This window comes from Williamsia muralis NBRC 105860, assembly GCF_001598915.1.
Classification (GTDB): domain Bacteria; phylum Actinomycetota; class Actinomycetes; order Mycobacteriales; family Mycobacteriaceae; genus Williamsia; species Williamsia muralis.
This window is the reverse complement of record NZ_BDAP01000002.1, coordinates 622,789-637,080: the sequence shown is the minus strand read 5'-3', so window position 1 is coordinate 637,080 and position 14,292 is coordinate 622,789. Positions and strand designations below refer to the sequence as shown.

Annotated in this window: 11 protein-coding genes; 6 read left to right on the top strand and 5 right to left on the bottom strand. The window is 65.1% G+C overall.

The genetic code is table 11. From position 1 onward, the window contains the following. Positions 1-23: 23 nt before the first annotated feature. On the bottom strand, positions 24-1,010 hold the full coding sequence (locus tag WIMU1_RS09855) for an Lrp/AsnC family transcriptional regulator (protein WP_033336260.1): 987 nt from the start codon (positions 1,008-1,010) through the stop codon (positions 24-26). A 134-nt stretch (positions 1,011-1,144) separates the two neighbouring features. Here WIMU1_RS09855 and WIMU1_RS09850 point away from each other — a divergent pair, with 134 nt between their 5' ends. From WIMU1_RS09850 to WIMU1_RS09840, 3 genes are all read left to right on the top strand, one after another. Further along, the gene (locus WIMU1_RS09850; protein WP_062796799.1) at positions 1,145-2,245 is read left to right on the top strand and encodes an NAD/NADP-dependent octopine/nopaline dehydrogenase family protein; all 1,101 of its coding nucleotides are present in this window, start codon (positions 1,145-1,147) and stop codon (positions 2,243-2,245) included. Continuing rightward, positions 2,242-3,231, top strand: coding sequence for a 3-hydroxybutyryl-CoA dehydrogenase (locus WIMU1_RS09845; protein ID WP_062796797.1), 990 nt, complete (start codon positions 2,242-2,244; stop codon positions 3,229-3,231). Before WIMU1_RS09850 ends, WIMU1_RS09845 begins: the two co-directional genes overlap by 4 nt. Before the next feature lie 214 nt (positions 3,232-3,445). After that, complete coding sequence (locus tag WIMU1_RS09840; RefSeq protein ID WP_062796795.1) at positions 3,446-4,807, top strand: MFS transporter; 1,362 nt, start codon at positions 3,446-3,448, stop codon at positions 4,805-4,807. Between the two features lie 11 nt (positions 4,808-4,818). Here the strand turns inward: WIMU1_RS09840 and WIMU1_RS09835 are convergent, their stop codons facing one another. Then, positions 4,819-6,459 carry an NTF2-like N-terminal transpeptidase domain-containing protein gene (locus tag WIMU1_RS09835; RefSeq protein WP_062796793.1) on the bottom strand — a complete coding sequence of 547 codons (1,641 nt, stop codon included), beginning with the start codon at positions 6,457-6,459 and terminating at the stop codon, positions 4,819-4,821. A gap of 161 nt (positions 6,460-6,620) precedes the next feature. Between WIMU1_RS09835 and WIMU1_RS09830 the strand changes: the two genes are divergently transcribed. Next, positions 6,621-7,364, top strand: coding sequence for a pirin family protein (locus WIMU1_RS09830; protein ID WP_371850292.1), 744 nt, complete (start codon positions 6,621-6,623; stop codon positions 7,362-7,364). 833 nt (positions 7,365-8,197) lie between these two features. On the opposite strand, the gene WIMU1_RS09825 is transcribed toward WIMU1_RS09830, so the two are convergent. Genes WIMU1_RS09825 through WIMU1_RS09815 form a run of 3 tightly spaced genes read right to left on the bottom strand, consistent with a single transcriptional unit; the run spans position 8,198 to position 10,965 of the window. Beyond that, positions 8,198-8,992: an ABC transporter ATP-binding protein gene (locus WIMU1_RS09825; RefSeq protein WP_211339013.1), complete on the bottom strand. Its 795-nt coding sequence runs from the start codon at positions 8,990-8,992 to the stop codon at positions 8,198-8,200. Further along, a complete protein-coding gene (locus WIMU1_RS09820) occupies positions 8,976-10,031 on the bottom strand; it encodes a taurine ABC transporter substrate-binding protein (protein ID WP_023962458.1) in 1,056 nt (351 codons plus the stop codon). Before WIMU1_RS09820 ends, WIMU1_RS09825 begins: the two co-directional genes overlap by 17 nt. Positions 10,032-10,089: 58 nt before the next feature. Then, the gene (locus tag WIMU1_RS09815) at positions 10,090-10,965 is read right to left on the bottom strand and encodes an ABC transporter permease (protein ID WP_371850291.1); all 876 of its coding nucleotides are present in this window, start codon (positions 10,963-10,965) and stop codon (positions 10,090-10,092) included. 543 nt (positions 10,966-11,508) lie between these two features. Here WIMU1_RS09815 and WIMU1_RS09810 point away from each other — a divergent pair. Both WIMU1_RS09810 and WIMU1_RS09805 read left to right on the top strand, forming a co-directional pair. Then, complete coding sequence (locus tag WIMU1_RS09810; RefSeq protein ID WP_062796789.1) at positions 11,509-12,183, top strand: PAS and ANTAR domain-containing protein; 675 nt, start codon at positions 11,509-11,511, stop codon at positions 12,181-12,183. 31 nt (positions 12,184-12,214) lie between these two features. Further along, the gene (locus WIMU1_RS09805; RefSeq protein ID WP_371850290.1) at positions 12,215-14,224 is read left to right on the top strand and encodes a M13 family metallopeptidase; all 2,010 of its coding nucleotides are present in this window, start codon (positions 12,215-12,217) and stop codon (positions 14,222-14,224) included. Positions 14,225-14,292: the final 68 nt, after the last annotated feature.

Sequence of the window (14,292 nt, the reverse complement as noted above, 5' to 3'; positions counted from 1 at the left end):
TGAAGTTTGCGGTGGTGGCAGGGTCACAACACCACCGGCACGGACCCGATTCGGCGCCCGTCACGGTCGAGCACGGAGCCGAGTCTCTTCGAGGTCTCAAGCGTGACAGACCGGTCCACCACTGTCAGCCCCGGCACCCGTCGCTCCAGTTCGTGTTCGAACTGCGACAACTCACTGATGTGGTGCAGCCACACGGTCATGATCACATTTGCGGTCCCGGTCACCTCGCAGCAGACGCGTACCTGAGGGAAAGCGTCGAGCGATTCGACCAGGGTGTCGAGGGCGCGTGAGTTCCCACGGGCCCAGACGTTGGCGGTCACCGGCCACGCGCTGTAGGCATGCGCCACCTCGCAGCGGATCGACAGAATTCTCTCGGCCATCAGCCGGGTCAACCGCCTCCGGACGGTCGGGGCACTGAGCCCGGTGAGGTTGGCGAGGTCGACGGCGGATCGGCGGCCGTCGGTGGCCAGGGCAGCCATCAGCTCCAGGTCCGCCTCGTCCGGCTCGTGTGTCATCGGCACGGGCGCAGGTCGGTACTGGGCCAGCGCTGCCTCTTGTGTGTCGGACAGCGCGTGCACCCGCCAGCGCTCGCTCTCGCCGTGCACACGCATGACCACGCGGGTTCGGGTCCGGGCCGAACCATCGGTATCTGCGAGCCGCTGAACCCAGTCGCCGAGGAAACCGAGGTCGGGCACCATCACCGTCAACAGCAGGTCGCTGTCGCCGGCAGTTCGCTGGATGGTCGCCACATGACGATCCCGGATCAATTCGTCGAGTAGACCTTTCGGGCGAGCCGCGGTGTGTACTTCCACAAATGCGCTGCAGCACTTGTCGAGGTACGCACCCCCCGGGTACGTCACGATCCACGCCAGCCCGTTCTCCACCAGGCGGTCCCACCGCCGCGAGGCGGTTGCCGCACTGATTCCGAGTACGTCCCCGACGGCTCCCCACGGTGCGCGCGGCGCAACCTGCAGCGCATGCACGATCTGATCATCGATGTCGTCGGTCACAGCACAATCGTGCAACATGACAGCGAAATTTTTCAGTCGACGCCGGAGCCGAGACGCCGACGGGTCGCGATTGTAGTTTTCTCGCATCGCAATTGGAGCCGCGCGAGCGGCACGATGAGAGACGAGGAACGGGTATGAAAGTTTGTGTCATCGGTGGTGGCCACGGCGCCTATGCCGCGGCTGCAGAGCTGACCGAGAACGATCACCATGTGACGTGGTGGCGCCGGGAGCCGAGTGCTTTCGACGCCCTCACGTCGGTGGGTCACCTCGACATCAAAGACCATCGCGGAGAACGCCGGATCCCGGTCGACGGTGGCGGCATATCGGTGACTTCCGATCTCCGTGATGCGGTCGCCGCGGCCGATGTGATCGTCATCCCGATACCCGCTTTCGCACATGATGATCTCGCCACCACCCTCGCCCCACATCTGCAGGACGGGCAGGTCGTGTACCTGCCGCCAGGTAGCTTCGGTTCGTTCATTTTTGCTCGCGCACTGCATGATTCGGGAAATCCGGCCGATGTTGCCTTCGCGGAGACCGGTACGCTCCCCTACCTTGCCCGCAAGTACGGCGAGTCCAGGGTGGTCGTGAGCGGATATGCCACCCGTCTACCCACCGGGGTGTTCCCGGCACGCCACACCGACCGGGCACTTGCCACCTTGACCGAGGTCTACCCTTCGGTGGAACGAGTCGAGGACGCACTCAGCGGAGCGCTCATGAATGCCGGGCCGATCATCCATCCCCCGCTGATCCTCATGAATGCCGGGCCCTTGGAACATTTCCCGGCCTGGGACATCCACAACGAGGGCACTCAGGATTCGATCCGCAGGGTCACATCGGCACTGGACGCAGAGCGCATCGCCGTACGACGGGCCCTGGGTTACGCGGCCCCACATTTCCCTCTCGCGGACCACTATTCGGCCGACGGCGACGAGTGGATGTACGGAAATTCGGCACACGAAAAGCTCACGGACAGTGGGGATTGGCGCGAGAAGATCGATTTGCACACGCACCGCTACATGACCGAAGACGTGGAGATCGGGCTGGCCCTGCTGTCGTCGGTCGGCCACTGGGCATCAGTGCCCACACCGGTCGCCGACGGCCTGCTCGCCCTCGCGGGTGCGATCACCGGACGCGCCACCGGCACCGGTGGCCGCACACTCGAGGCGCTCGGCCTGTCCGACCTCGATCGCGACTCGATGTCGGACTTCCTGCGGAACGGATTCTCTCGGTGACCATTTCGAATGTCGCGATAGTGGGCGCCGGGCGCATGGGCCAGGGAATCGCGGCGGCGCTCGCGTTCGGGCACGTCGCGGTGTCCGTCGTGGACCTCCGTGACCGCGGCGACAGCACCGGGTCGTACCTGCAGGCGGTGGAGGCGTCGATCCGCTCCATGCTGGAGCGAAAGGTCATCCTCGGGCTCTTGCACCCCACAGACCTGGAAGAAGTACTCGATCGGGTCACGGTCGTGTCGGCACCGGACGCCCTGACCGCGATGTCTTCTGCCCAGCTGGTGTTCGAGGCCGTCCCGGAGATCATGGAGGTCAAACGCGTTGCACTGTCGTGGATCGAGAACACCGTCGAAGACGATGTACCGATCGCCTCCACGACGTCGAGTTTCCTCGTGACCGACCTCTACGAGTTCGTCTCCCACCCAGAGCGGTTCCTGAACGCACACTGGCTCAATCCCGCCGACCTCATCCCCCTGGTGGAGATCAGCGCCGGCGTCCACACGAGCGAGCTGGCGGTCGAGGCCACACGGGAACTGATGATCGCCATCGGCAAGACCCCGGTGACCTGCTCACCTTCTCCTGGCTACATCGTGCCGCGCCTGCAGGCGCTGGTGATGAACGAGGCAGCCAGGATGGTGGCCGAAGGTGTTGCCAGTGCCGAAGACATCGACCGTGCGGTCCGAATCGGTTTCGGTGCCCGCTTCTCGGTTCTGGGGCTCCTCGAGTTCATCGACTGGGGCGGGTGCGACATCTTGTACCACGCGTCGAACTACTTGAAAGGTGAACTGGGCGAACGCTTCTCGCCTGCAGAGCTCGTCGAATCGAACATGGCATCCGGTCGTCGAGGCATCTCCGACGGGCAGGGATTCTATACTTTTGACCCGCTCACCGTCGACGAGTACCAGGCCCGCCGGACCGCCGAGTTCGCCCGCATCCTCGACGCATTGGGTGAGCTCCCGCGCTACGGGGACCTCGTTCCCACGACTTAGCCGAGCACACAGCAACTCTCAGGACGGCGCCCGCCCGGCGTTGCGCTCGACGCTGCCCTGATGGCCCGAGGTCGCAGCCAAGGTGGCTGCGCAGTAAGGCTTTTCCCTATTCGCAGCGCGCCGAGATGCGCGCATCATCGATCCATCCGCCAGACCCGGACCCTGGCATGTTCGCCAGACCCGGCACTTTTCATCTGTCACGAGGAGCATAGACATGGTGGCCACAAATCATCCAGTCGCACGAGCCGGCGAAGACCGCCGCGAAGGAGCCACTCGCATCGGGGTGGCCTCCGGCGCCGGAACCATCCTGGAGTTCTACGACTTCGCCATCTACGGCACCGCCACCGCACTGGTGTTCAACAAGGTGTACTTCAACGTCGACGACCCGTGGTTCGGCACGTTCCTCGGCTTCGCCACGTTCGCGGTCGGGTTCATCATGGCCCCGATCGGCGCGGTGATCTTCGGATACTACGGTGACAGATTCGGCCGACGAACCGCGCTGACCACTGCCTTCCTCCTGATGGGAGGGGCGACTCTGGTGATGGGCATCCTGCCCGACAGCAACGCCATCGGTGTGGCGGCACCCATCATCCTGATATTCCTGCGAATGGTTCACGGCATCTCACGAGGCGGCGAGATCGGCGGGGCCACCCTGCTCGCCGCCGAACACGCACCCCGCGAGCGCCGAGGACTCTATGGCGCTTTTGTCACGTTGGGCTCGCCGGTCGGCGGAATCCTGGCCAACCTGTCGTTCGCGCTCGTGCTGCTGCTCCCCATGGAAGATGTGATCGCGTGGGGCTGGCGGATCCCGTTCCTGGCCGGCGGGCTGGTGCTCGCGATCGGGATCTGGACCCGGGTGAAGATCAGTGAAACCCCCGATTTCGTGGCGACCACCGCCGAAGAAGACGTCGACGCCCCGAAGGCGCTCGCGGTCGTCAAGGAGAACTGGAAGCGGGTGGGACTCGCGGCGGGTATGAACATCGGCCAGAACTGTTACGCGTTTCTGCTGTTCACGTTCATGCTCTCGTTCTTGACCGAGTCATCGCCCGGCCGTGGCTTCGTCCGCTCCGAGGTTGTCCTCGGAATCACCGTGGCCCTTGCGTGCCACGCTGCAACCGTCGTACTGGGCAGCTATCTGTCTGACCGGATCGGACGCAAACCCGTGATCGGGTTCGGTATGGTCACCGCACTGTTGTTCGCGCCGTATCTCTTCTGGGTCACCGAGAACGGGTCGTTCACCGCATGCATCACGGTCATCTCGATCGGGTTCGCGTTGACCGGATTCGTCTATGGACCAATCCTCACCACGTTTGCCGAGCTCTTCCCGGTGAGCCAGCGCTACAGCGGGATCGGCATCGGCTTCCAGGTCGGGGCGGTGCTGGGCGGCGGGTTCGCTCCGATGATCGCCAACCGACTGGTGAGCGCAACGGGCAGCGTGATCCCCGTCGGCTTCTACGCCGCAGCCCTGATGGCGGTGAGTCTGGTGTGCCTGCTGTCGATCAAGGAGAGCGCTCCGGTGATCAAGGACCGCCGCGAGGCACGCCGCCAGGCGGACGCCCTGGCCAGGACCCACTGAGCGGTCCGGGACTACTGCGGATGTACCCGGGGTGTCAGGAAACGTTGCGCCACAGCAAGTGCCGCGGTACCCGACCGCTCGCCCTCGCAGTAGACGACAAAGACCTTGCTGCCCGAGATCCCGACAAACCAGCCCGGACCCTGCGGGCCGTTGGTGCCCACGAGCGCTCGCATCCCGGACGCATTCGTCAGGTCGCTGGCATCACCCGTGGTGGCGGTGTCGCGCATGGCCTTGCCGACCGTGCCGAGCACCGCAGGATCCACGGTCCCGAGCTCTCCTCCGGAGACCCGGCCCGGCTGTCCCACGATGATGGACGGGGCGATCGAACTGCCGCGGGCTATCGCCACGCCGAGCGTCGCCATGTTCAGCGCGGACACGGTGAGGTCCTCGGAGCGGAAGGTCACCGGCTTTGCGTCGATGCCCTGTCCTCCGCCCTCGGGGCGGACACCGGGGATGGTGAAGTCCACGTCGAGGCCGAGTTGGGCCAGCAACGCGGCCGCCTTCGAATCATCGGATCCGGCAACCTCGTTGATGACCTTGGCGGCCGGACCCAACGTTGTGCCTGCCGGGTACTGCCTGCCGATGGTGATGCCGTGTTCGGTGGCCAGGTCGTTGCGGGTGGACGCGCGGATCGCCCCGGTCTTGGCGTCGAGCACCAGGATGCTCGCCGGTTGTGCAACCTCGACGACGGCGTCGAGGGCGTCCAACTGGGTGATCGGGTCGATGGTGGTGGGCACGTTCGGACCGGCCGGCCCCTGCTCACCGGCGAGCTGCAGCGGCTTCTGGCCGGGCGCCAGCATCTGGACCGCCCACCCGGATGTGGCGTCGCGAATGGCCTGCCAGTAGTCGTGGACGCCGTCGAGTACCGGCGAATCCAGTCGCCGGTCGATCAGGACCAGCTGCGGCACCTTCCGGATCGAGACTCCGGGCACCGACTTCGGGTCGCCGGCCAGCGCCACCATGTCCGACTCGCGCACGGAGACGACGGTGACCGGCTGATTACCCGAATCGCGGAGCTGCTGGGTCATCACGGCGGGGGTGACCAGTGGCGCGAGCGGGGCGATGATTCCGGCAAGTGCCGTGGTCGCTGCCCCCAGATCACGGGTGGCGCCGGGATCGAGAACGATCTCGTTGATCGTCTGCAGGTTGAGCATCGGCTTGCCGGAGCGGTCGAGTACCACCGGCGAGGGCCGTGCGTCGGTGCGGATGTTCCGGAGGCTTCCCCCGGCGGGCATGTCGTCGGCGAGTAGTTCGGGTTGCCAGTTCACCCTCCAGCCGAGGGACAGCTTGCGAGCCGAGCCGGCCGTCTTCGTGGTGAATTCGCGCTCGTTGCCGAGTTGCCAGGTGGTCTCGAGGTCGAAGGTCGCGGTGCCGTCGGTGTACTCCTGGGCGTGCCCCACCTTCACGTCGACTTTCTGTGCCGACATCCCCGTGAGGGTGGCCTGCAGCGCGGTGCCGGCCGGCCCCGGCGCCGATGTGAACCCGGCCGCAGCCGCCGAATCCTGGCCTTCCATCGCGGCGGCGAACTGGTTCAGCATCGCTGCGGCGCCGGTGTCGAGTTCCTTGCCGAAGGCGCCACAAGACGTGGCGGCAAGCGCGCAGACGAGCGCAAGAACTGCAATGGCCGCGGAACGGCCGGGGGAACGACGCATAGTCACAATTTTCACTCCTGTAACAGGGTGAATGGCACCAATGTAGTTTCCGACTTGCTTACGAGACCGTCACAATCGAGTAACTACCCTTAAATCAGCTGCTTTTCGGCCCTATTCGTCCACTTTTGCGACGACGACCGAGCAGGCGGAAGATGGATGGGGTGAGTCTCCATCAACTGGTCCGCGCTGACGACCGACCCACCACCCGCATCGACTGGCTCGATTCGCGGCACAGCTTTTCGTTCGGCGACAACTACGACCCGGCCAACACACATCACGGTGTGCTGCTGGTGAACAACGACGACCGCGTCGCCCCGCAGCAGGGCTTCGACACCCATCCTCATCGGGACATGGAAATCGTGACGTGGGTGCTGTCGGGGTCGCTGGTGCATCAGGACTCGATGGGCCATTCCGGCGTCATCTATCCGGGGCTCGCCCAGCGGATGAGCGCGGGCACCGGTATCCGGCATTCCGAACGCAACGACACCTGGCAGCTACAACAGGGAACCGGCGCCGACCCCGTGCACTTCGTGCAGATGTGGGTGCTTCCCGACGAGGCCGGCATCGAGCCCGGCTACGACCAACTCGACATCGGCGATCAGTTGCAGTCGGGCGGGCTCGTCACCGTGGCGTCGGGTATGCCGAAGTACGACTCGGCGATCCGGATCGCGAACCGCTCGGCTGCCCTGCACGTGGCCCGGCTCTCGGCCGGCCAATCGATCACCTTGCCGGACCTGCCGTGGGGCCACGTCTTCGTGGCATCGGGGTCTGTGGATCTCGAATCCACCGGCCGGGCGCACACCGGCGACGCAGCCCGGATCACCGATGGGGGCGGCGAGAGACTCACCGCCAACACCGACGCCGAAGTCCTGATCTGGGAGATGCACACGGCCTTGGGCCGGTGACCTGGAGGTTCGCACCACCCGCAGGCGAAGCGAGCCAACCGGTTCGACAGGGCGAGCATCCCTGAAAACCCACCACAAACGTCCCCGTCAACGTGCACGGACGGGAATATGCCCTCGATGTTGGGTCTCGGGGACGATCTTGGTGGAGAACAGCAACAACGGCCCGAATCTCTTCCCACCTCCTCCCGCCCGTGTTTGCGCCTCACGCCCGTGTTTGAACACGTGCGCGAGGCACAAAGCCGTGCGCCAGCAAGACAACGGCCCGAATGCTCACCGCCTCACCCCGCCCGCAGACGCGACGGAGGCCGTCCGCCCGCGAGCGAAGCGAGCCAACAAGCAGAGCGGAGGAAATAAGCCCTCGATGTTGGGCCTCGGGGACGATCTTGGTGGAGAACAGCAACAACGGCCCGAATCTCTTCCCCCACCTCCTCCCGCACGTGTTTGGGCCCCACGCCCATGTTTGAACACGGGCGCGAGGCACAAAGCCGTGCGTCAGCAAAACAACTCCCCGAATGCTCACCGCCGTGACACTGCCCCCGAGCGAAGCGAGCCAACAAGAACAGCTGGCTGAATAGGCCCGCCATCCCCGCAACCCACCACAAACGTCCCCGTCAACGTGCACGGACGGGAATATGCCCTCGATGTTGGATCTCGGGGACGTTTGTGGTGGAGAACAGCAACAACGGCCCGAATCTCTTCCCCCACCTCCTCCCGCACGTGTTTGCGCCTCACGCCCGTGTTTGAACACGGGCGCGAGGCACAAAGCCGTGCGGGAGCAAGACAATTCCCCGAATGCTCACCGCCCGGCTCCGCCCCGAGCGAAGCGAGCCAAACTACACAGCCGCCGCCGCCTTCACCGCGTGACTGACCTCCGACCGCAATGCGTTGTACTCGGACGAACTCCGGAGTGCCTCGGCATCGACGTCACCTCGCGGTAGGTCGACCTCGATGTCGAGTGCTATCCGGCCGGGACGCCTGGTCAACACCACGATCCGGGATCCGAGGAACACGGCTTCCTCTGCACTGTGGGTGACGAACACCGAGGTACGGCCGGTTTCGGTGCTCACCGCACGCACGTCTTCTTGCAACCGCTCCCGCGTGAGCGCGTCGAGCGCGGCAAATGGCTCGTCGAGCAGGAACAACGGGTTCTCGGCGGCCAGTGCGCGGGCGATGGCCACCCGCTGTTGCTGTCCGCCCGAGATCTCCCAGATCCGCCGATCGGCGGTGCCCTCCAGTCCGACCCGTTCCAATAGTTGATCCCGTCGGCCCGGCCGGTCGGATTTGGCGACACCGGCGTATCTCAGCGCCAGGTCGATGTTGCCACCGACGGTTCGCCAGGGAAAGAGGCGCGGTTGCTGGAACACGACGCCCGCCGAGTCACCCGGGATGGGTGGGCGGCCGAGCACGTCGACGCGACCTTCGGTGGGCCGCTCGAATCCCGCGATCAGCCGCAGAAGGGTGCTCTTTCCACACCCCGACGCCCCGACCAGGACGAGGAACTCCCCGGCCGGTACATCGAGGGAGACCGGACCGACCGCGGTGACGGTGTCCGAACCCTTGCCGTAGCGGTGCGAGACGTTGTCGAGCCGGATCGCACCCGACGTCGAGGCGTCACTGTGCGAAGGCACCGGGCAAACCTTCGACGTAGATCGCCTGCTGCAGTTGCTCGAGGGTGGGCGCCTTGTCGATCTGCTTCTGCTCCACCAGGAACTCTGCGGCACTGAGCAGGTTGTTGGCGAGGTTGCCGACGGCCCCCGGGGTGCCGAGCCACTGCGGCGACGCGATCGATTCCGGGGTCAGGTACACACCCTGCTTCAACTGACCGAGTGCCTCATCCGCGCTGATCCCCAGTTCGGGTGCGATGAACCCGGCCGCTGCGGCGGGATCGGACTTGATGAGCTCGAGAGCGCGGGCCTGCACCTTGCGCCATGCGTTGACCGCTTCCGGGTCGCTCTCGATCAACTTGTTCGACACCACGCCGAGATCCAGTGTGGGATTGCCTGATTCACCGATGGCCCGGCTGGTGACCAGATCTTTGCCGGTCTTGCGCAGCTCGTCGAGCGTCGGCAGCCAGGTGTAGGCGGCGTCGATGTCGCCGCGTTCCCATGCCGCCAGGATCGCCTGGGGCTGCAGGTCGACGATCTTGACGTCGCTCGCTTTGAGACCGGCCTGCTCGAGGGCGACCAGCAGACTGTAGTGAGCTGTGGACGCGAGCGCGGTTCCGATGGTCTTGCCACGCAGATCGGCGACGCTGTTGATGTTCGTGCCGTTCCGGGCGACCAGCGCCTCGTTGTCACCGGCGACATCCAGGACGAACGCAACCTTGTAGCCGATGGGTGAGGCGCCGGACAGTCCGCGGGCCACCGGGCTCGACCCGATTGCGCCGATGTCGATCGAGTTGCCGATGAACGCCTGGTTGATGGTGGCTCCGGACTCGAACTTCGTCCATTTGATGGTGTGGTCGGGCAGCGCTTGCTCGAGCCACTTCTGGTTCTTGACGATGAGGTCGCCGCTGGGGAATGCCTGATACCCGATGGTGATGGTCTTGCCGCTGTCGCTGTCGTCGGAGCAGGCGGCGAGGCCGAGCGTCAGGGTCAGGGCCGCGAGCGCGGCGACCACGGTTGTCCATCGTCGACGCAGGCGTCCGGGCAGGGCTGTATCACTCATGTTCGTTCGGGTTCTTTCTCTCTGTGGGACTTGCTGTATGGAGTTCGGGTGGCGTGCGTCAGGCGCGACCACGCCAGGGCACGGTCTTGCGTTCGATGAGTTGCAGCAGACCGTCGATGATCAGCCCCGAGGTACCGATGGCGACGATGCCCACCAGCACCACCGGAGTGTTGTTGTAGTTGGCGGCATCTCGCACCATCCCGCCGATGCCCGGCAGACCGTTGACCAACTCGGCCGCGACCAACGATGAGTAGGCGACGCCGACCGCAAGGCGGATCCCGGTGAAGGTCTCCGGCAGTGCCGACGGCACCACCACATCCTTTATCACGTCGAACTTGCTGCCGCCCAGCGCTTTTGCTGCCTCGGTGAGACTTTGCGGTGCTGCCAGCACCGCGGATGTGGTGGCGACGGCCACGGGAGGGAACGCAGCGATGGCCAGCAAGGTGATCTTGGGTTCTTCGTTGATGCCCAGCCAGATGATGAGCAGGGAGAAGTAGGCCAGCGGCGGCAGGGTGCGCAGGAACGTGATCCACGGTTCGAAGACCGCGCGGACCTTGCCGAACGTACCCATCAGCAAGCCGAAGGCGATACCGACGGCGATGCCGATCACGGTGCCGTATGCGATTCGTTCGAGGCTGATCAGGAGGTGCTCGTACAGGTATTTGCCGGCGTAGCCCCGCACCCCGTCGTTGGTCGTCGAGGTCTGGACGAAGGCGTCCCATACCGCACTCGGGGCCGGAACGAGGGTCTCGTTCCAGATCTTCAGGCTCACCACGAGCTGCCACAGCGCGATGAAGATGATCAGCGACAGAACCGGCAAGCCGATGCGCGACAACACCTTCGCGCTGCGCCGCCCACGGGGCGACGATGCCGGAGTGATGGCCCGGTCGCCGTCCTGATCGGTCGGTTCGGAGATGGCTGGCACTACTGACACTGCAAAACCCCTGGTGACATGGAGGCTCGTATCGAGCGGGAGACGATCGATCCTCGAGGCGGCCGAGGACCGCGCCGGAAGGATCGATCAAGAGGGACGGGAGAACGCGATCAGGCGTCGGCCGACAAGCCGCAACCGCGCTCGAACATGGCTATCGACAACAGCTCTGGGCGCCGACGCGGCACAGATCCACCGCAAGCCGTCGCACCAGGGTCGTCGTGAACACTGCGTCACAGTAGCCCCGCCGACATCGGGCAGGACGAGATACAGTTCGCCCGCTCGCAACTCTTTACGCCCTGGCGGGCATGTAGTAGGCCCGACATCGGCCGACGCAGGCTCTCAACTCGTCCAGACACGTCATCACAGGCGGTGAGCGGGGGTGCGTCCGCCATTGCGACTCGTCCGCGGGGCGTGTGGCGATGGATCGCATCTTCATGCTAAAAAATCTTTAGCTCCAGATAGTGGGCCTCAGTTAGCCGCCAACCTGCACCACAGCGCGACGGTTCTACAACTCTGTCCGCACGTTGGCCGAGGAGCTTCTACATGGAAAACAACCCCACCGATGGCCAGTCCATCGAGCACGTCCTGGGTGGCACCCCACACACGGTGGGTAGTTTCCGCTTCTACGCGAGGGAACGGCGTTGGGAGTGGTCCGATGAGGTCGCCGCAATTCACGGGTACCGTCCCGGCGAGGTGAATCCCACCACGCAGTTCCTGCTCGACCACAAACATCCCGACGACCGCGAGCGGGTCGCCCAGGCCATCGATGGCCTGGTCCGGGACGGACGGCCCTTCAGCAGCCGTCACCGCATCATCGACCGCGGCGGCCGGGTTCGGCACGTGCTGGTCATCGGCGACCAGATGCTGGACGAGTCGGGCGCTGTGACCGGCACCGAGGGCTTCTACGTCGACCTCTCCGACGGCCACGACAGCGAGCTCAAAGAGACGATGGACGCGGCGGTCAAGAACTTCGCAGCATCGCGGGCCGTGATCGAGCAGGCGAAGGGCATGTTGATGCTGGTCTACGGCATCCCGGCCGACCGGGCTTTCGACGTCCTGACTTGGCGCTCACAGCAGACGAACACAAAACTGCGGACCCTGGCCCAGAACATCGTCGCTGCCGCCTCCGGCGCGGTGACCATCGACGATGCGGCTCGCCAGAGCTTCGACCACCTGTTGCTCAATGCCCATCAGAACGCCGAACCGGCCGTCGGCTGACGAAAACTGGCTCTAGTGCCAGGATGGTCTGGTGACTTCTTCCACCGATACCCCTTCCATCACCGCCGACGCGTCGGACCCCAGGTCCGGGATCGACCTCAGCTGGGTCGATGAATCGGTGCGTCCGCAGGATGACCTGTTCGAGCACGTCAACGGGGCATGGTTGCGCGAGCACATCATCCCCGACGATCGTCCCGTCGACGGCGCGTTCCATGTGCTCCGCGACCGCGCCGAAGAGAACGTCCGCGACCTGATCACCGAATGCGCGGAGAACGACCCGGCCCCGGGGAGCGACGCCCAGAAGATCGGCGACCTCTTCGCGAGTTTCATGGACGAGTCCCGCATCAACGAAGTGGGCATCTCGCCGATTCGCGGCGACCTCGACGATCTGGCCGCTGCCGCGGACCGCACCGAGCTGGCCCGCCTCGTCGGTGCACAGCAACGCCGTGGCATCGGCGGGCTCTTCGGGTATTACGTCGACACCGACGCCAAGCAGTCCGACCGATACTTGATCCACATCACGCAGTCAGGGATCGGTCTGCCCGACGAGTCCTATTACCGCGAGGACAACCACGCCGAGACCGTGGCCGCCTACCGCGCACACGTGGAGAAGATGTTTGCACTCGCCGGCTTCGACGACGCGGCAGCGCGTGCGGCAACGGTTGTGGATCTGGAGACGGCCATCGCCGCGCAGCACTGGGACGTGGTTCGCCGCCGCGACGCCGACCTGTCCTACAACCTGCGCTCTTTTGCCGAATTGACCGACCAGGCAGCAGGCTTCGACGTCGACTCCTGGATCTCGGGGCTGCACACCGAACCTGCGACCACGTTCGGCGAAGTGGTGGTCGGGCAGCCGACTTTCGTCGAAGGTGTGGCAGCGTTGTGGGCCGACCGCGACCTCGACGAGTGGAAGACATGGGCGCAGTGGCGTCTGTTGCATTCGGCATCGCCGTACCTGTCCGACGAGTTCGTCGCCGAGAACTTCGCCTTCTACGGCAAGACCCTCACCGGTTCGGAGGTGATCCGCGACCGCTGGAAGCGCGGGGTCGGGCTGGTGGAGCAGTGCCTGGGCTTCGCCGTCGGGAAACTGTATGTGGCCAAGCACTTCCCGCCCGAGGCCAAGGCCCGGATGGACGTCTTGATCGACAACCTCGTCAAGGCCTATAGGCGCAACATCAGCGACCTCGACTGGATGAGCCCGCAGACCCGCGAGAAGGCACTGGTCAAGCTCGAGAAGTTCACCCCGAAGATCGGTTATCCGGCGACCTGGCGCGACTACTCGTCGCTACGCATCGAACGGGACGACCTGTTCGGCAACATCGCTCGCGCAAGCGCTTACGAAGAAGACCGGGAGTTCGCGAAGATCGGCAGCCCGGTGGACCACGACGAGTGGTTCATGACCCCGCAAACGGTCAACGCCTACTACAACCCCGGCATGAACGAGATCGTCTTCCCCGCGGCCATCCTGCAACCGCCGTTCTTCGATCCCGAGGCCGACGATGCGGCGAACTACGGCGGCATCGGCGCGGTCATCGGTCACGAGATCGGGCACGGGTTCGACGATCAAGGTGCCAAGTACGACGGCGACGGCAACCTGGTCGACTGGTGGACCGACGACGATCGTGCCGAGTTCGGTACCCGCACACGCAAACTCATCGACCAGTACGGCAACTTCACCCCCAAGGGCCTCGACGAGAAGTACAAGGTCAACGGCGAGTTCACCATCGGCGAGAACATCGGCGACCTCGGTGGGCTGTCGATCTCGTTGGTGGCGTACCAGATCGCGTTGGACGGCAAGCCGGCCCCGGTGATCGACGGACTGACCGGTCTGCAGCGGGTGTTCTACGGGTGGGCTCAGGTCTGGCGCACCAAAACCCGTGACGCCGAGGCCATCCGCCGGTTGTCGATCGACCCGCATTCACCGCCGGAGTTCCGCTGCAACGGGGTGATCAGCAACATCGACGCCTTCTACGAGGCCTTCGATGTCAGCCCCGACGACGCCCTGTATCTCGACGACGGGGACCGCGTCCGCATCTGGTGACCCCAGCCGTCCCGATTTTGGTGGGTTCCGGTGAGCGCGACCTGCGGGTTCACTCGCCCGAACCCACC